Consider the following 18,457-nt stretch of genomic DNA (forward strand, 5'->3'; position numbering starts at 1 on the left):
TTTTAGGTCAAGCTAGTATCAATTACCCGGCGCGGTGCATCTAGGTAATCACGGGATTGCATCTCGATTAAGCGGGAAACAGTCCTAGAAAACTCACTAGTAATCTGGCCTTCGGTGTATAAATCGGTCGCCGGGAGCTCTGCAGAGATGATGAGCTTGATTTTGTGGTCATATAAAACGTCGATTAACCAGATAAAACGGCGTGCCTCATTGGTCATTCTAGGGGGCATATAGGGCACTCCAGACAAAATGACCGTATGAAATAGTTTGGCAATCTCTAAATAGTCATTTTGAGACCGTGGGCCGCAACAAAGGGTCTCAAAATCAAACCAGACCACTCCTTCTGCCATATGTAGCGGTCTGAGCTCGCGCGATTCGATCCGCAAAACAGGGCGTACAGTCTCTTTTTTATTACCAATGAGGGATTGAAAAATTTGACTGAGCCCCATGTGTGCTGCAGCATCTAATGGGGTTAAATAGGCCTGAACCTGCGCCATCTGCACGCGGCGATAGTCACTACCAGCATCAACATTCAAGATATCTAACTGCTCTTCTAGAAGCTGGATCGCTGGCAATAAGCGATCTCGATGCAAGCCATTGGGATACAACTGGCTAGGCTGATAATTCGAGGTCATGATGAATTGCACGCGATCTTTAAATAAAGCACTTAAAAGGCGATACAAAATCATGGCATCAGCAATGTCATTAATATGAAACTCATCAAAACAAATTAAGCGATAACGCATGGCAATTCTTTTAGAAAGCTCATCTAGCGGATCAGCCATACCAGACAATTCATGGAGTTCGCGATGAACCTCGCGCATAAACTCATGAAAATGAATGCGAATCTTTTTTTCTAAGGGGGAAGCAGCATAAAAGCAATCCATGAGAAAGGACTTGCCTCTGCCCACACCACCCCACAGATAAACACCACGGGGTAACTTCGGTTTAAAGAATTTTCTTTTTAAATCATTGCTACGGATTTCTTTATAAGCCGTCCACTCATCTTCACACTCTTGCAAGCGCTCAATAGCAGCAAGCTGCGCGGGATCGCTGCGATACCCGCGCGCCTTTAGCTCTTGATGGTAATAATCAAGTGCTTTCAATTACATATTTAATGCACGTGAGTCCGTTGCTAATGCTGCTTCACGCATCACTTCCGATAAGCTGGGGTGCGGATGGCAGATGCGGGCAATATCTTCAGCAGCCGCCTTAAACTCCATAGCAACAGCGGCTTCAGCAATTAAATCAGAAGCATTAGGTCCAATAATATGCACGCCTAGAATTTCATCAGTCTTAGCATCAGCCAATATTTTCACGAAACCCTCTGACCGACCCATGCCTAAAGCACGACCATTAGCAGCAAATGGAAACTGACCTGCTTTATAGGCAATGCCAGCCCCTATGAGCTGTTGCTCTGTTTTGCCAACCCACGCAATTTCAGGATCAGTGTAGATAACCCATGGAATGCAGTTGTAATCAATGTGCGGTTTTTGACCTGCAATAATCTCTGCAACCAATACGCCCTCATCCTCAGCTTTATGCGCTAACATTGGGCCGCGTACTACATCACCAACAGCATAAACACCCGGTGCAGCTGTTGCGCAGGTATGGTCATCCACAGGAATAAAACCGCGCTCATCAACTTTTAGGCCAATCTTATCTAAACCCAACTTATCGGTGTTTGGAACGCGGCCTACGGAAACAATTAAGCGATCACAAGCTAATTTTTGGGCTTTACCAGCACTATCGGTGTAGTTCACAACAACACCTTTTTTATCAGCCTTTACTTCGCCAATCTTGACACCCATCTGAATATCAAGCCCTTGCTTAGTAAAGAGCTTATGCGCTTCTTTTGCAAGGCCTTCATCAACGGCGCCCAAGAAGGTCGGAAGACCTTCCAAAATAGTCACCTCAGATCCAACCCGACGCCAAACTGAACCGAGCTCTAAACCAATAACGCCAGCACCGATCACGCCTAATTTCTTTGGAATAGAATCAAATTTTAGACCACCGACGTTATCGCTAATAAGCACGTTATCTACTGGGATATTGGGCAAATGGCGCGCTTTAGATCCTGTAGCAATAATGACATTCTTCGCTGTAACAATTTCCTTATCTTTGCCATCAATTTTGATTTGGTAGCCTTCAGCGCTCTTCCCTTCAAATGAAGCATGACCCTTTAGCAAGGTAATCTTATTTTTGCGAAATAGAAATTGAATGCCTGAAGTCATCTTGGTCACGATGGCATCTTTTCGAGCAAGCATCTTATTGGAATCCAGCTTGACAGAGCCTACTGTAATCCCATGATCTGCAAGGTGATGACTTGCTTTTTCAAACTCTTCAGATGAGGCTAGTAAAGCCTTTGAAGGAATGCAACCTACGTTCAAGCAAGTGCCTCCTAGGCGTGGCTCACCTTTTGGATCATCATAGGCATTCGATTCTGCACAAGCAACCTTGAAGCCTAGTTGAGCAGCACGAATAGCCGCAATATAGCCACCGGGGCCACCACCAATAACCAATACATCAAATGACTGACTCATCATCGTCTCGCTTATAAATCTAGCAGGAGACGTGAAGGATCCTCTAACGCATCCTTCATGGCAACCAAACCGAGCACTGCCTCACGACCATCAATAATGCGATGGTCATAAGACAACGCCAAATAATTAATCGGACGAATCACAATCTGACCATTCTCGACTACTGCACGCTCTTTAGTCGCATGTATACCCAAAATAGCAGACTGTGGAGGATTGATAATCGGCGTAGATAGCATCGAACCAAATACACCACCATTTGAGATAGAGAATGTGCCGCCAGTTAACTCTTCAATAGATAACTTGCCATCACGCGCTTTTGCACCATACTCCGCAATTTTTTTCTCGATATCCGCTAAATTCATTTGATCAACATCGCGCAAGATCGGAACCACTAATCCGCGGGGCGAGCTCACAGCAATACCAATATCAAAGTAGCCATGGTAAACAATATCATTACCATCAACAGAAGCATTCAGTAATGGGAATTTTTTTAAAGCATGCGTAGCCGCTTTAACAAAGAAGGACATGAAGCCTAACTTGACGCCATGCACTTTCTCAAACTGATCTTTGTACTTATTGCGCATCGCAATCACTGGTGCCATATTAACTTCATTAAAGGTAGTCAAGATCGCATTATTGGCTTGGGACTCAAGCAAACGCTCAGCAATACGGGCACGCAAACGACTCATTGGCACACGCTCCTCTGGGCGATTACCCATGGGCACCGGCGCGCTTGGAAGAGGCGCAGATTTTGTAGCACCAGATACCGCACCTATCACATCACCTTTAGTAATGCGACCATCACGACCTGAGCCAGATACTTGAGTAGCACTTAAATTATTTTCTGCCATTAATTTTGCAGCAGATGGTGCGGCTGCAATACCAACTGACTTTGCAGCAGGCGCAGCTTTTACTGCAGCTGCCACAGGGGCAGAAGTAGCTGCGACTACTGGAACATTTGTGGCGACAGCCGTACTATCAATCTTAGCAATCAATTGCTCTGCGAGCACCGTGCCACCATCGGCAATAATAATCTCAGTTAACACACCAGCAGAAGGGGCTGGGACTTCTAAGACCACCTTATCGGTTTCAATTTCAATCAAAATTTCATCTTGACCGATGGCATCGCCCACTTTCTTTTTCCATTGCAATAAAGTAGCTTCGGCCACTGACTCGGAGAGTTGGGGAACTTTAACTTCAAAAATAGCCATGATTAATCCTATTGAGTATGTATGTTTGAGAGATGTCTACGATTACTTCGTAATGACATAGCCCTTAAGTTTTGCAAAAGCTGATGTGAGGAGTGACTTCTGTTGTTCTTGATGAAGGTGGGCATAACCACAAGCAGGTGAAGCAGATGCTGGTCGACCTGCATATGCCAGCTTCATACCTTCAGACATATTTTCTAAAATATTGTGCTGAACAAAGAACCAAGCGCCTTGATTCTGCGGCTCATCTTGACACCATATAACTTCCGCTACATTAGAGAACTTCTTCAACTCAGCAGCCAATGCTTTATGTGGAAATGGATAGAGTTGCTCCAAGCGAATAATGGCAACTTCATCTTGTTTTTTCTCAGTACGCGCTTTCACTAAGTCGTAGTAGACCTTACCGGAACAGATAATTAAACGAGTTACCTTCTTGGCATCAATAGTCTCATCTCGTTCGCCAAGGATAGTATGAAAGCCCCCTTTGGTGAACTCACTTAGTGGAGAGGCAGCTTCTTTATTGCGCAGTAAAGATTTTGGAGTCATCAAAATCAGAGGCTTGCGGAACTGACGAATCATCTGACGTCGCAGTACATGGAAGATTTGCGATGCAGTAGTCGGCTGAATCACCTGCATATTGGTATCTGCGCATAGTTGCATAAATCGCTCCAATCGAGCAGATGAGTGTTCAGGGCCTTGACCCTCGTAGCCATGGGGCAACATCATGACCAAGCCATTGGCGCGACCCCATTTGACTTCACCAGAAGCGATAAATTGGTCAATCACGACTTGAGCACCGTTAGCAAAGTCGCCAAACTGAGCTTCCCAGATGGTGAGCGTATTTGGTTCTGCAGCAGCGTAGCCATACTCAAAACCAAGTACAGCCTCCTCAGAAAGAATGGAATCAATCACTACAAATGGCGCTTGATCTTTTGCAATATGGCGTAGTGGAATATAAATGCCAGCATCCCACTTCTCGCGATTCTGATTATGGAAAACAGCATGTCGATGCGTAAAGGTACCGCGACCACTATCTTCACCAGATAAGCGAACCGGATAACCGCTCGCCACTAAAGAAGCAAACGCCATATGCTCGCCCATACCCCAGTCGACATTAATCTCACCACGACCCATGGCAGAACGATCATTTAATACTTTTTCAACCAACGGGTGAACTTTAAAACCTTCCCGCACGGAAGTGACTCGCTCTGCTAAACGTCTCCACTCCGTTAAGGGAATGGCAGTATCGGCTTCATCAGTCCATTTCTTATTCAGAAATGGCGACCAATCTACTGCAAACTTACCTTTAAAGTTACTCAACACGGGATCTGAAGTTTGCTTACCAGCATCCATTGCAGCGCGATATTCCTTCACCATCAAATCGCCAGTACCCACTGGTAGAACACCTTGGGCCTCTAACTTATCCGCATAGAGCTTACGCGTTCCTGGATGGGCTGCAATAATTTTGTACATCAATGGCTGGGTCATCGCTGGCGTATCTTGCTCGTTGTGACCTAGCTTTCTGAAACAAACAATATCAATCGCAACATCTTTATGAAACTGCGAACGGAACTCGACTGCTAATTTTGTAGCTAGCACTACCGCCTCAGGATCATCGCCATTCACATGCAGTACAGGCGCATCAATGACTTTCATAATGTCCGTGCAATACAAGCTTGAACGTAAATCACGTGGATCCGATGTTGTGAAACCAATTTGATTGTTAATGACTATATGAATAGTGCCGCCAGTAGAATACCCACGCACCTCAGCCATCATCAAGGTCTCTTGCATGACGCCTTGACCTGCTATCGCCGCATCACCATGTACCAATACTGGCAACACCTTTTCTCCGAGTAAATCACCACGACGCTCCATACGAGCACGTGCAGAACCCTCCACTACTGGGTTAACAATCTCTAAATGTGAGGGATTAAATGCTAGTGATAAATGTACGGGACCTGATGGTGTGGAAATATCACTTGAAAAGCCTTGGTGATACTTCACGTCACCGGCTGGCAATGTTTCAGGGCCCTTATGCTCAAACTCAGCAAACAAGTCCGTTGGCATTTTCCCTAAAGTATTAATAAGGACATTGAGGCGACCGCGATGGGCCATTCCTAGCACAATCTCTTGCACTCCTTTGGCGGAAGACTCACGAATTAATTCATCCATACAGGCAATGAAACTTTCACCACCCTCCAAAGAAAATCGTTTTTGACCGACATATTTCGCTTGAAGATAACGCTCTAAACCTTCAGCCGCGGTGACGCGGTCTAAAATTTCGCGCTTCTGATCAGCGCTAAAATGAGGAGTGGATCGAACAGATTCTAATTTTTCTTGCCACCATTTTTTAATCTTTTGGTCGGCAATATACATATACTCAGCACCTAAAGTACCGCAATACGTTTCACGCAAAGCTTGCAGTAAATCCCGCAAGGTCATCTGATTCTTACCGAAGAAAGTATTGCTCGTATTGAAGACGATATCCATATCGCCATCTGTAAAACCATAAAAAGCAGGGTCCAGCTCTGGAATATCAGGGCGTTCAGTGCGTTTCAAGGGGTCAATATCAGCCCAACGATTGCCAACGTTACGATACGCCGCAATCAACTGTTGAACAGCAACACGCTTGAAGCCCATATCTGAATCTGCTGAATCCGCAGAAACAGTTCTGATAGGGCCTTGTTTTGCACGCTCAGCAAAGGAAGCCACAATCGGCCCATGAGCTACATCAGATCGAGATGACCCATCGGCTGCAGGAACCTGCTTTACGTTATCAAAATAGTCTCGCCAATGATCCGATACTGAAGCTGGATCGTGCAAATAAGATTCGTAGAGCTCTTCTACGTAAGGGGCGTTACCGCCGAAGAGATAAGAGGTATCTCTCTGATCCTGCATCATGATGCTCACCTTTCATCGGGTATCCCGAATCAAAACTGTGGTTAAAACCATTCGCCCCGCAGCTAAACCGCTTTACGAATTGATCTATGCAAATATTTCACTACAACACTAATTTAACACGATTAATCATTGAATAAGAATTTTCCTACTCAGGTTTAAGGGTCTCCTGACAGATTCAAATAGCATTGGTTCGTATTCTCTAAATCTTCAAATGAATTAATAAGATTAAGGAAATTACGTATATATGAAAGCAATTACTCCGGAAATGGAATATTTAAGTACTAGGCAAAGCGCAAAGGTCTTGCAGGTCTCCCTAGGTACAGTCCAAAAAATGGTTGAATTGGGGGAATTAATAGCTTGGAAGACCCGTGGAGGCCATCGGCGCATCCTTGCAAGCTCACTGGATCAGCAGCTAGCTCGCCGTAAAAGGGCTATGCGCCAGAAAACCACACAAAATTGCATCGCTATGGGGATTTTCCGAAGAATTGAAAATAGCTATGAATTAATAGAATCCATTCAAGGTTGGCAGCTTAAAGTGGACATGGAGGTTTCAGTAGATAGCCTTGAGGGCCTCATGAAATCAGTCTCTATAAGCCCTGATTTGATATTTTTAGATGCCTTGATTCCCCCTGTTGAACAGGTACATTTGATTCATTACCTCAGCAACAATAGCGATACTCAGCGCATTCCAATCCTAGTAGACGAAGGATTTATCAAACTACACCCTGGGGTGATGGGGTTAGCAGATGAAAATACGATTGGCGTAATACCGCAATACACTGAAATCCTTCAGACAGAGCTAGATAATGGCTTAATTGACAAAAACCCATCACTTATTGCTTATCCCGCAACCAATCCAGAATTAGAGGGTTATTTGGTGGATAAAAATAGATATGAGCTGTTAGAGCCCATCTTTATTCAGGCGCTAAATAGAAAATGTAGCTAAAAGACTGGAGCGCTAAAAAATAAGGCTGATCATTTAAGAATAATCAGCCCTAAATAAAAAACTTATTTAAATCAATACTTTAAATTAAAAAGCTCGCGCGATCTCTACCATCGATCCACTTAGGAGCCTTACCTCGACCCGTCCAGGTCTCACCACTAGCAGGATTACGATACTTTGGAGCAACCTTACCACTAGCACTACGAGCGCCTGATTTACGACTAAATAAATCAGATGCAGATAGACTGTATTGCTCAATAATCAGCTTTGCCTTAGCAATACCATCGGCTTTTTCATGGGCGATAGCTTCTTTAATCTGTTTATCAAGCTGCTCGCGCTGGGCTAAAAGGTCTTTATATGAAGGCATATTCTATATTCTCCGGATATGAATGTCACAAAATAACTAAACAAGTTATTTATTAATTCTTATTATATATTACTGTTTCTAAAAAAAGTAATATATTAAATATAGACCTTAATGATCTATGGGCATTTCAAACGAATAGCATTAATCACAAAATCATTATAAATACTATATCTATCAAGTATATATAATGATTATCTTCTAAGCATAAAAGTACCGCTGGATTTAGCAGTTATTTCTCCAGCCTCATTTAGGGCCACCGCTTCACAGTAATAAATGGTTTTTCCAGACTTCAGCACGCTCCCCTCCACCGCTATTTTCCCAATACTTGGGCGCAGGAAGCTGACATTCATATCAACAGTCATAGCTCCTAGAATCTGATTTGTTGTGCTGCGAGCTGCAGCACCCATCGCAAAATCCAATAATGTCATTAAGATACCGCCATGAGCAATCTGAAAGCTATTTTCAAATTCCGGTTTGATTTCTAAGCTGATCCGAGATTTACCATCTTGTGCATATTCAGGAACAACACCTAGATGGGATAAGAAGGGGATATTCAGCCCGAAATAGGAGATGGCAGATTGATTTGGCGTCATAGACAGGGACATGGATTTTTAAATTGAAAGAATGGTCGGGGCGAGAGGATTTGAACCTCCGACCACATGCACCCCATGCATGTACGCTACCAGGCTGCGCTACGCCCCGACGAGAGAAGAAATTGTAGCAGTAACTATTTGGCTAGAATTTGCAAAACAGCGTGGAGCTCATCCCGAAGGCGCAACTCACCGCGAGCCTCATCCAAACGATTACGAGCGCCACTAATGGTAAAGCCCTCTTCGTATAAAAGCGCCCTAATTTTACGAATAAGAACAACCTCGTGATGCTGATAATAGCGACGGTTGCCACGGCGCTTCTGAGGACTTAATTGAGCGAACTCTTGCTCCCAATACCTTAAAACATGGGAACGCACCCCGCAAAGATCGGAAACTTCACCAATAGTAAAGTAGCGCTTCGCAGGTATAGGCGGCAGCTGCGAACTCAGCAGCACCGACCCTGTATCAAATACTGTTTTGTCGAGCATGCGACTCAACTACGTCCTTAAGTTTCTGGCTAGCGTGAAAAGTGACCACACGGCGTGCTGCAATCGGGATCATTTGACCTGTTTTAGGATTCCTACCTGGCCGAGCCGATTTATTGCGCAATTGGAAATTACCAAAACCAGAAATCTTGACTTCAATACCCGCTTCTAGAGACTGGCCAATTCGGTCAAAAAAAGCATCAATCATGTCTTTTGCTTCACGCTTATTGAGGCCCACCTGATCAAACAAAGCTTCTGATAACTCATTTTTAGTGACGGTATCGTTGGTGGCAAATTCAGTCATGATGGCATTCTCTTTTTACTATTTTGATCTCTAATAATGCAAGACTCAATACATCTAATTTTTAAAAGTTTACTTATATTAAACCTAGCGCAAGCGAGCTGCGCATTTTTTTTCAAGTGCTGAAAGCAAAGCTGTCATCACCGCCTCAATTTGAGGGTCTTGCAATGTTTCATGGGTATTTAATAAGGTAACACGGAAAGCCAGACTCTTTTCATCATCGGCCATACTATTAGAGCCAGCCTTTGGCTTAAATTCATCAAATAGCTCGATTCCCTTTACGAAGGCTTGTTTGCTGGCTGCCATAGCATCCATCAAAGACTGTGCTGAGACCGCCTGCTTTACCACCACTGCTAAATCTCGCTGCACTGCAGGAAACTTACTCAGTTCCTCAGGCTGCGGAATACTGAGTTTCTGAATGGCCTCTAAATCTAATTCAAATAAAACTGGTGCTTGTGGCAATTCATAAATTTGTTGAAGGGCTGGATGCAATTCACCAACCGATCCAATGACAACTTTGCCTTGAGGACTGATGAGATATATCTGAGCGCTGCGACCAGGATGCAGTGCTGGATGGTTAGCTGACTCAGTTGTAAATTGCAATGGATCCAGGACCCGTGCTAAATCACCCTTCACGTCAAAAAAATCCACTGGCCTATTAGCACTTGCCCACTGCTCTGGCACGAAGGATCCATAAGCCAAGCCCCCAATTTTCTGTGGCTGATCAAAACCAGCAACACGGCCAGCGATCTCCTCAACACTGCTGTTACGGTTAAACACACGACCGGTTTCAAATAAACGTACACGCCCAGCGCCACGATTTAAATTGGCCTTTAGGTTGTTCAATAAGCCGCCCCAGAGATTGCTCCGCATCACGCCATATTGACTTGCAATCGGGTTCAGCACTTTAATAAGGTCTTTTTCAGCTGCACCAGCAAGCCCTTGCTCGCTTTCTAAATCAATAAAGCCAAAATTTACCGCCTCTTGATAGCCCTGGAGAGCGCATCGTTGGCGCAATAAATGTATACCCCGCTTTGCTTCTGCCCTAGCGCTCATCTTCAAAGAAGCTACTGGGGGCACATCGGGAATATTTTCAAAGCCGTACATACGGGCGACTTCTTCAATTAAATCTTCTTCAATATCAATATCAAAACGATAGCTAGGAGGTGTCACGATAAATACATCCTGAGCCGTCTGTTTAAACTCAAAACCAAGGCGTTTAAATACATCTGCAACAATTTCCACTGTCAGCGGAATACCGATGACTTTTGTGGCGCGCGCTAAGCGCATCGTGACAGGCTTACGCTCCGGCACTGCAAGCACCTGATCATCGACTGGACCAGCCTGGCCACCACAAACTTCAATAATTAAAGAAGTCAGGTACTCAAGGCAAGGCACGGTATTTTGTGGATCAACCCCACGCTCAAAGCGATGGGCAGCATCCGTGCTGAAATTAAAGCGACGAGCACGACCCTGAATTGCCGAGGGTTGCCAATAAGCTGCTTCAACATAAATATTGGTGGTGTCATCAGTGACGGCGCAGTGATTCCCGCCCATAATTCCAGCAAGGGCTACTGGACCTGTTTGATCAGCCACTACACCGGCATCCTGCATCTTGCCAGAAGAATCAGAGCCGACAAGGGTCACAGTTTGACCATTGAGCAACTCAAGACTTTCGCCAGGCCTAGCCCAGCGTACTGATAATGCACCGCTTAATTTATCAATATCAAACACATGGGTGGGCTGCCCCATTTCTAACATGACGTAGTTAGAGAGATCGACTAAAGGAGAAATGCTTCTTTGGCCAGCATGGCAAAGACGCTGAATAATCCAATCCGGGGTTTGGGCTTTTGGATTCACACCACGAATCACACGACCCGCAAAACGACCACATAGATCTTGATGCTCAACAGTCACTGGTAGCTTATCCTGAATGGATACGCTCACCTTAGTCCAGTGAGGCGCGCACAAGGTAGCACCCGTGATGGCTGACACTTCACGTGCCATACCCATAATCGATAAGCAATCCGCCTTATTTGGCGTCAACTTAATGACAAAGATCTGATCATCCAGATCTAAATACTCGCGAATATCTTGACCTACTGGGGCATCTGAAGGTAATTCCAAAATACCTTCATGATCATCACCCAGGCCTAGCTCACGACCTGAGCACAACATACCTTGGCTTTCAACGCCACGGAGCTTGCCTACTTTAATTAAAAATGGCTTACCACCTACTTCTGCAGAAGGCAGTTCAGCGCCCATTAAGGCACAAGGGATCTTGATGCCAGCACGCGCATTTGGAGCGCCACAGACAATTTGCAATTCTTGACCAGTACCTACATCTACTTTACAAACACGCAGACGATCAGCGTCAGGATGCAGTTCAGCAGACAGAATGTGAGCAACAACAATTTTAGTAAATGGTGGCGCAACAGCATGTTGCTCTTCCACTTCAAGACCCGCCATAGTCATGGCATGACCTAAGGCCTGACTATCTAGATCAGGATTGACGTATTGACGAAGCCAAGATTCAGAAAATTGCATAGCGTTGTTTTCTTTTTACTTAAGCCGGAAACTGCGCTAAGAAACGCAGATCATTTTCAAAGAAAAGGCGTAGGTCATCGATACCATAACGCAACATAGTTAAACGCTCTAAGCCCGACCCGAAAGCAAATCCGGTATAGCGCTCAGGATCAATGCCCATATTACGCAGTACATTTGGGTGAACCTGCCCCGCTCCAGAAATCTCTAACCAACGGCCAGCGAGCTTGCCACTAGCAAATGCCATATCGATTTCTGCTGAGGGCTCGGTAAATGGAAAATACGATGGGCGGAAACGAACCTGTAGTTCATTTGTTTCAAAAAAAGTTCTTAAGAAATCGGTATACACCCCTTTGAGGTCAGCAAAGGAAACACTCTCTGCAATCCATAGACCTTCCACCTGATGAAACATTGGTGAGTGAGTGGCATCACTATCCACACGATACGTTCTACCTGGTGCAATCACTTTGATTGGCGGCATAACATCGGCGTTAGCATATTTCTTAACGTGTTCACTAGCGTAACGCACCTGTATTGGACTGGTATGGGTGCGCAACAACAAAGGCTTTCCGTCAGTATCTTTACCATCGATATAAAACGTATCTTGCATCGAGCGTGCAGGATGATTTTCGGGGCTATTAAGAGCTGTGAAATTAAACCAATCGGTTTCAATTTCAGGGCCATCAGCTACATCAAAACCAATCGAGTGAAAGATCTCTTCCACACGCTCCCAAGTTCTCATCACAGGATGCAGACTACCTACGGATTGGCCGCGGCCAGGCAATGAAACGTCAATAGACTCTGCTGCCAGTCGTTGCAATAAGACCAAATCAGCTAAAGCTTGTCGTCTTTCAGACAGGGCATTTTCTACTGCAGTTTTAATAATATTAATTTGAGCGCCAGCACTCTTACGCTCTTCAGGCGACATACCACCCAGCGCCTTGAGACGCTCAGTCAGAACACCTGATTTACCGAGATACTTGGCTTTCGCGTCCTCTAGAGCTGCCGCATCGGCAGCTCCGAGGAAATCACGTTTAGCATCCTCGACAATGTGGTCGAGAGAAACCATTGCAGCTTAGTTTTTAAATGAACTAAGAATTAAGCTGCAGCGCTTACTACGGATTTAATCCGAGTAACCAAGGCAGCAAAAGCTGGCTTGTCAGCAATGGCCATATCAGAAAGCACTTTGCGGTCAAGCTCGATCGCGGCTTTCTTCATACCATTCATGAATACGCTATAGGTCATGTCATGCTCACGCACTGCCGCATTGATACGGGCAATCCATAAGGCACGGAATACCCGTTTTTTGTTACGACGGTCACGGTATGCATATTGACCAGCACGCATAACTGCTTGCTTAGCAACACGAAATACGTTTTTACGACGTCCACGATAGCCTGTAGCAGCATCGGTGATTTTCTTATGGCGGGCTCTTGCTGTAACCCCACGTTTGACTCTTGGCATTTAATTCTCCTAATTTAGTCTGAGGTTAAGCGTATGGAAGCATTGAGCGAATAGACTTAACATCTGCCTTCGCAACTTCGGTAGTACCACGCAATTGACGCTTGCTCTTGGTAGTCTTTTTGGTGAGGATATGGCGTTTGAAAGCCTGGCCTCGTTTGATCGTTCCGCCTGCGCGAACCGTGAAGCGCTTTTTAGCGCTACTCTTGCTCTTCATCTTGGGCATAAAGCACCCCTTCTTCTACATGTGCGACATAGGTGGTAACCGACGGTTACGCTTCCTGTACCCAGAAGCACTTCTTATTGCCAGAGTCTTGCGACTCCTCGCTACTTAAACCAGCAACACATTCAAAAGAATCTGCTGCTAACTTATGGCTTACTTGGCCTTACGAATGGGCGTTAACACCATCACCATTTGACGACCTTCCATCTTTGGAAACTGCTCCACTTGACCAAACTCTAATAAGTCTGCCTTCAAGCGCTCCAACATCCTGACTCCGATTTCTTGATGGGCCATCTCACGACCCCGAAACCGTAGCGTAATCTTTGTCTTATCGCCATCTTCCAAAAAGCGGATTAGATTGCGTAGCTTCACACCATAATCACCATCATCTGTGCCGGGACGGAATTTCACTTCCTTGACCTGAATCACTTTTTGCTTGAGCTTTGCCTCATGCAAACGTTTGGCTTCTTGGTACTTGAATTTACCGAAGTCCATAATCCGGACCACAGGTGGCACAGCAGTGGGAGCAATTTCAACCAAATCGGTTTCTTTCTCTTCTGCTAATGCCAAGGCTTCACTCAAACTAACTACACCGATGGGTTCTCCATCCAGTCCAACCAGACGCACTTCAGGAGCAGTAATCTCCCGATTTATGCGCTGCGATTTATCAGTAGCGATCTTCTTAATTCCTTTAAAAAAACAATCAAAACCATTCCACCCCTAGCTAGGCTCGGGTCCGACTTTCTGAGAAATATCCTGTTGGAGTCGGGCAACGAAGGCATCAATAGGCATTACACCTAAATCTACTCCGCCACGGGCACGAACGGCCACAGTATTACTTTCAGCCTCTTTGTCGCCCACTACGAGCAAAAAAGGGATCTTCTGTAATGCATGCTCGCGTATTTTATACGTAATTTTCTCATTCCGCAAATCAGATTCAACCCTAAACCCTTGTTTTTTCAGCAATTGCTGGACTTTCTGTGCGTACGCAGCAGAATTACCGGAGATATTCAGGACTACAGCCTGGGTCGGAGCCAGCCAAACTGGCATATTGCCCGCATGATTTTCAATCAAAATACCAATAAATCGCTCTAAAGAGCCCACAATGGCTCTGTGTAACATCACAGGGGTCTTGCGAGTGTTCTCTTCGGTGACATATTCCGCACCTAGACGGGCTGGCATGGAGAAATCCACCTGAATGGTGCCGCACTGCCAAGTACGTCCAATGGAGTCTTTAAGGTGATATTCAATCTTGGGGCCATAAAAAGCCCCCTCGCCTGGTAATTCTTCCCACTCTTGTCCAGATGCAGTTAAAGCACCACGTAAAGCTGCCTCCGCTTTATCCCAAATCGCATCATCACCAACCCGCTTAGCTGGGCGCAAGGCTAATTTCACAGCTACTTCAGTAAAGCCGAAATCCTGATACACGGCACGAACTGCTTTATCAAAAGCAGCTACTTCAGACTGAATTTGATCTTCAGTACAGAAAATATGGCCATCATCTTGCGTAAAACCACGCACCCGCATTAGTCCGTGCAAGGAGCCTGAGGGCTCATTGCGGTGGCACTGACCAAATTCACCGTAACGCAACGGTAACTCACGATAGCTGTGTAAACCAGAGTTAAATATTTGAACGTGTCCTGGGCAATTCATCGGCTTTAAGGCATAAGCGCGATTCTCTGACTCCGTTGTAAACATGTTTTCTTTATAGTTATCCCAGTGGCCTGATTTTTCCCAGAGACCGCGATCCAGAATCTGGGGAGCCTTCACTTCTTGATAGCCCTCTTGCTGATACACGCGACGCATGTATTGCTCTACCTCTTGCCAGATCGACCAGCCTTTGGGATGCCAAAATATTAAGCCAGGTGCTTCAGGCTGAAAATGAAATAAATCCAGGAACTTACCTAGGCGACGATGATCGCGCTTCTCTGCCTCTTCCAACATATGCAAATGGGCATCCTGGTCTTCTTTTCTGAGCCAGGCAGTTCCATAAATCCGCTGCAGCATCTCGTTCTTACTATCGCCCCGCCAATAAGCGCCAGCAACACTCAGCAACTTAAATACTTTGAGCTTACCGGTGGATGGGACATGAGGACCACGACACAAATCGGTGAACTTTCCCTCTGCATAAAGCGAAACATCCTCACCCTGAGGAATGCTGGCAATGATTTCAGCTTTGTAATGCTCGCCTTGATCTTTAAAATACTGCACTGCTGCATCCCGTGGCATTACTGTTCGAATGACTGGCTCATCTTTTTTAGCCAGCTCAGTCATTTTCTTTTCTAGCGCAACCAAATCGTCAGGCGTGAATGGCCGATGGAAAGAAAAGTCATAATAAAAACCGTTTTCAATCACAGGGCCAATGGTGACTTGGGCTTCTGGAAATAGCTCTTTAACAGCATATGCAAGTAGATGCGCAGTGGAGTGACGCACTATCTCTAATGCTTCGGGGCTTTTATCAGTAATGATGGATAGTTGACTATCTTTATCGATCACATAACTGGCATCGACTATCTTGCCGTCTATGATGCCGCCTAAGGCAGCCTTAGCAAGACCGCTACCAATATTTTGGGCGACATCCATGATGCGAACGGGAGCATCAAACTCACGTTTAGATCCATCTGGCAGAGTAACTACAAGCATGACAACTCCATCTTATTTACTAACCAAAAGAAAGCGCGGTAGCATTTCCGCAACCGCGCTCTTTTGGGTCTTTATTCGTTGGTAGGCTCGATTGGACTCGAACCAACGACCCCCACCATGTCAAGGTGGTGCTCTAACCAGCTGAGCTACGAGCCTATATCGCCATAGAGTTTATCACCGGCGGCGTACCTGAGTGACACCTTTGACTTCTTCTAGTCCATTTTGAACCAGCCTAAGGGCCTCAGAGTCTTTAATTTCAACCGTTAATAGGATTTGAGTTAGACCTTTTTTTGCTGACTTACGCAAATCCACCACATGGACACCTTGTCTTGTCAAAATCTCAAAAAGCTCTCGCATGAGCTCTGGACGATCAATACCCGTAACTGCCAAATCCGCTGGAAAAACCCGTTTTAGATCATTTGCAGATGAACTTTGATCGGAGGCTGCATTCCAAGCCGTCTGAATCACACGCTCAGGTGCTCTTTCTAATAAGCCCCTAAAGGTTTTACAAGAGCGGCGATGAATCGATACCCCACGACCTTGCGTCACAAAACCAGCGATTGCATCTGGTGGGACAGGACGGCAACAACGTGCCAACTGGGTCATCAAGGAATCCACCCCCACCACCAATACATCGCTTGCCTGACCATGCTTGCGAGCGCTTTGTTTAATAACGATCTCAGGAGTCGGTGGACTTACCTTAGCCTCGATCTTCGGCTCTACTTTTGAATCTAGTGACTTAGAGCCAGAACCGGCTTCTTCGTCATCAAGCGCATTAAACCAAGTACGCACCCGAGTCCGCGCTCGTTGCGAGCGTATGTAATGGTGATTGGGGCTAATCCAGTCTCGCGATGGACCGCCATGTTTGACGCTAATAATTTCAATGGTTTGACCATTTTGTAATGCCGTATCCAAGGGAACCATCGACCCATTCACGCGAGCCCCACGGCAACGATGCCCCAGATCGGTATGCACCGCATAAGCAAAATCAATGGGGGATGACCCCTTCTCTAAGGAGATTACTTTTCCTAAGGGAGTGAGAACATAAATGTGATCATCAATCTCATGATGCTTGAGCTGCTCCCAAGCATCCTCCTTCCAGGAGATCAATTGCCTTGCCCAAGCGATTTGGCGCTCATAGGTAACAGCGGCACTATGTGTACCCGTTTGACGACCACTGTTTGCATTGTCTAGATCTGGACTTACAGAGGATTTACTGGGCTTTGACAGTTCTACTGCACCAACGTAGGCACCTTCTTTGTAACGCCAGTGTGCGGCAAGCCCATACTCTGCTTGTTGATGCATTTCCTGCGTACGCACCTGAATCTCAAATGCGATTCCATCATCATTCATCACCACGGTATGCAATGATTGATAACCATTGGGCTTTGGTCTTGCGATGTAGTCATCAAACTCACGTGGCACAGGCTGCCATACGTTATGCACTAAACCCAAAATAGCGTAACATGACTTAACGTCTTCTACTAATACCCTAAATGCCCTGACGTCATAAAGATTCGCAAAGTCTAAAGATTTGCCTTGCATCTTTTTCCAGATGCTGTAGATGTGCTTTGGGCGACCTTGAACTTCACCCACAATCCGTGCGCCATGTAACTCCTCTTTGAGCTGCTGCACAATGTGCTCAATAAATGATTCACGCTCAACGCGTTTACCATCGAGCATCTGGGCAATGTCACGATAGATATCGGGCGATAGAATGCGGAAGGCTAAATCTTCCATCTCCCATTTCATCTGCCAAATTCCCAAGCGATTTGCTAAGGCGGCATCAATCGTTAAAATTTCTTGCGCCCACGATGGCGGCATCGATATATTTTCTTGCGTTACCCAATGCAAAGTCTGTAGGCGAGAAGCAAGATAAATGAGGACGACGCGCAAATCATTACCAAAAGCGAGCAACATCTTTCTGAGCATTTCTTCTTGCCCCACTACGCTAGGACTACCATCATTGCGGATTAATTTTGCTTGGGCTTGCCTCAAGCTACGATAACCAATCAATAGTCTAGCTGGCTCTTCACCAATTAACTTAATAAGGGCTTCTTTGCCATGGGTACGAGCGATATTACTTGCAGCAGTTAAAGTAGCCTCATCTAGATGCAAAGACTGAAGAATTTGTAGAGTGCCAGCAGCATGATTGTCAGCCGGCTCACCATACCATCCATCTACGACAGTAAATTTTGCATTTAGGTTTGCAGAAATTTTTTCAGTATTTGCCATGAGCAAGCAC

Annotated in this window: 16 protein-coding genes and 2 tRNA genes; 1 reads left to right on the top strand and 17 read right to left on the bottom strand. The window is 45.5% G+C overall.

Annotated features, from left to right (window positions below):
* Positions 1–2: 2 nt before the first annotated feature.
* The 4 genes from zapE to DCO16_RS06470 are packed head-to-tail and all read right to left on the bottom strand — an operon-like array spanning position 3 to position 6,655.
* A complete protein-coding gene (gene zapE / locus DCO16_RS06455; RefSeq protein ID WP_173942891.1) occupies positions 3–1,106 on the bottom strand; it encodes a cell division protein ZapE in 1,104 nt (367 codons plus the stop codon).
* Positions 1,107–2,543, bottom strand: a complete 1,437-nt coding sequence (lpdA, locus tag DCO16_RS06460) for a dihydrolipoyl dehydrogenase (protein ID WP_173943798.1) — start codon at positions 2,541–2,543, stop codon at positions 1,107–1,109.
* An 11-nt stretch (positions 2,544–2,554) separates the two neighbouring features.
* Positions 2,555–3,754 (bottom strand): 2-oxoglutarate dehydrogenase complex dihydrolipoyllysine-residue succinyltransferase, encoded by a 1,200-nt coding sequence (gene odhB, locus DCO16_RS06465; protein WP_173942892.1) that lies wholly within the window; start codon positions 3,752–3,754, stop codon positions 2,555–2,557.
* Between the two features lie 42 nt (positions 3,755–3,796).
* On the bottom strand, positions 3,797–6,655 hold the full coding sequence (locus DCO16_RS06470) for a 2-oxoglutarate dehydrogenase E1 component (protein ID WP_173942893.1): 2,859 nt from the start codon (positions 6,653–6,655) through the stop codon (positions 3,797–3,799).
* Positions 6,656–6,899: 244 nt separating this feature from the next.
* Between DCO16_RS06470 and DCO16_RS06475 the strand changes: the two genes are divergently transcribed.
* Complete coding sequence (locus DCO16_RS06475; RefSeq protein WP_173942894.1) at positions 6,900–7,601, top strand: helix-turn-helix domain-containing protein; 702 nt, start codon at positions 6,900–6,902, stop codon at positions 7,599–7,601.
* Positions 7,602–7,680: 79 nt separating this feature from the next.
* On the opposite strand, the gene DCO16_RS06480 is transcribed toward DCO16_RS06475, so the two are convergent.
* The 13 genes from DCO16_RS06480 to DCO16_RS06540 form a co-directional block, all read right to left on the bottom strand.
* A complete protein-coding gene (locus DCO16_RS06480) occupies positions 7,681–7,965 on the bottom strand; it encodes an H-NS histone family protein (RefSeq protein ID WP_173942895.1) in 285 nt (94 codons plus the stop codon).
* 191 nt (positions 7,966–8,156) lie between these two features.
* Positions 8,157–8,570: a PaaI family thioesterase gene (locus DCO16_RS06485; RefSeq protein WP_254598005.1), complete on the bottom strand. Its 414-nt coding sequence runs from the start codon at positions 8,568–8,570 to the stop codon at positions 8,157–8,159.
* Positions 8,571–8,590: 20 nt separating this feature from the next.
* Positions 8,591–8,667: transfer RNA gene (locus DCO16_RS06490), tRNA-Pro, on the bottom strand.
* Between the two features lie 25 nt (positions 8,668–8,692).
* Positions 8,693–9,043, bottom strand: a complete 351-nt coding sequence (locus tag DCO16_RS06495; RefSeq protein WP_173942896.1) for a MerR family transcriptional regulator — start codon at positions 9,041–9,043, stop codon at positions 8,693–8,695.
* A complete protein-coding gene (locus tag DCO16_RS06500) occupies positions 9,021–9,344 on the bottom strand; it encodes an integration host factor subunit alpha (RefSeq protein WP_173942897.1) in 324 nt (107 codons plus the stop codon). Before DCO16_RS06500 ends, DCO16_RS06495 begins: the two co-directional genes overlap by 23 nt.
* 84 nt (positions 9,345–9,428) lie before the next feature.
* Positions 9,429–11,888, bottom strand: coding sequence for a phenylalanine--tRNA ligase subunit beta (gene pheT, locus DCO16_RS06505; RefSeq protein ID WP_173942898.1), 2,460 nt, complete (start codon positions 11,886–11,888; stop codon positions 9,429–9,431).
* A gap of 19 nt (positions 11,889–11,907) precedes the next feature.
* Complete coding sequence (gene pheS / locus DCO16_RS06510) at positions 11,908–12,954, bottom strand: phenylalanine--tRNA ligase subunit alpha (protein ID WP_173942899.1); 1,047 nt, start codon at positions 12,952–12,954, stop codon at positions 11,908–11,910.
* 29 nt (positions 12,955–12,983) lie between these two features.
* Positions 12,984–13,349, bottom strand: coding sequence for a 50S ribosomal protein L20 (gene rplT, locus DCO16_RS06515; RefSeq protein ID WP_173942900.1), 366 nt, complete (start codon positions 13,347–13,349; stop codon positions 12,984–12,986).
* Between the two features lie 25 nt (positions 13,350–13,374).
* Positions 13,375–13,572 (bottom strand): 50S ribosomal protein L35, encoded by a 198-nt coding sequence (gene rpmI / locus DCO16_RS06520; protein ID WP_173942901.1) that lies wholly within the window; start codon positions 13,570–13,572, stop codon positions 13,375–13,377.
* Positions 13,573–13,722: 150 nt separating this feature from the next.
* Positions 13,723–14,256: a translation initiation factor IF-3 gene (gene infC / locus DCO16_RS06525; protein WP_415836193.1), complete on the bottom strand. Its 534-nt coding sequence runs from the start codon at positions 14,254–14,256 to the stop codon at positions 13,723–13,725.
* Positions 14,257–14,289: 33 nt separating this feature from the next.
* Positions 14,290–16,212 carry a threonine--tRNA ligase gene (gene thrS, locus DCO16_RS06530; RefSeq protein ID WP_173942902.1) on the bottom strand — a complete coding sequence of 641 codons (1,923 nt, stop codon included), beginning with the start codon at positions 16,210–16,212 and terminating at the stop codon, positions 14,290–14,292.
* A 79-nt stretch (positions 16,213–16,291) separates the two neighbouring features.
* A tRNA-Val gene (locus DCO16_RS06535) sits at positions 16,292–16,368 on the bottom strand.
* 18 nt (positions 16,369–16,386) lie between these two features.
* Complete coding sequence (locus DCO16_RS06540; protein WP_173942903.1) at positions 16,387–18,447, bottom strand: RelA/SpoT family protein; 2,061 nt, start codon at positions 18,445–18,447, stop codon at positions 16,387–16,389.
* Between the last annotated feature and the right edge of the window lie 10 nt (positions 18,448–18,457).

The organism is Polynucleobacter antarcticus (genome assembly GCF_013307245.1).
GTDB lineage: Bacteria > Pseudomonadota > Gammaproteobacteria > Burkholderiales > Burkholderiaceae > Polynucleobacter > Polynucleobacter antarcticus.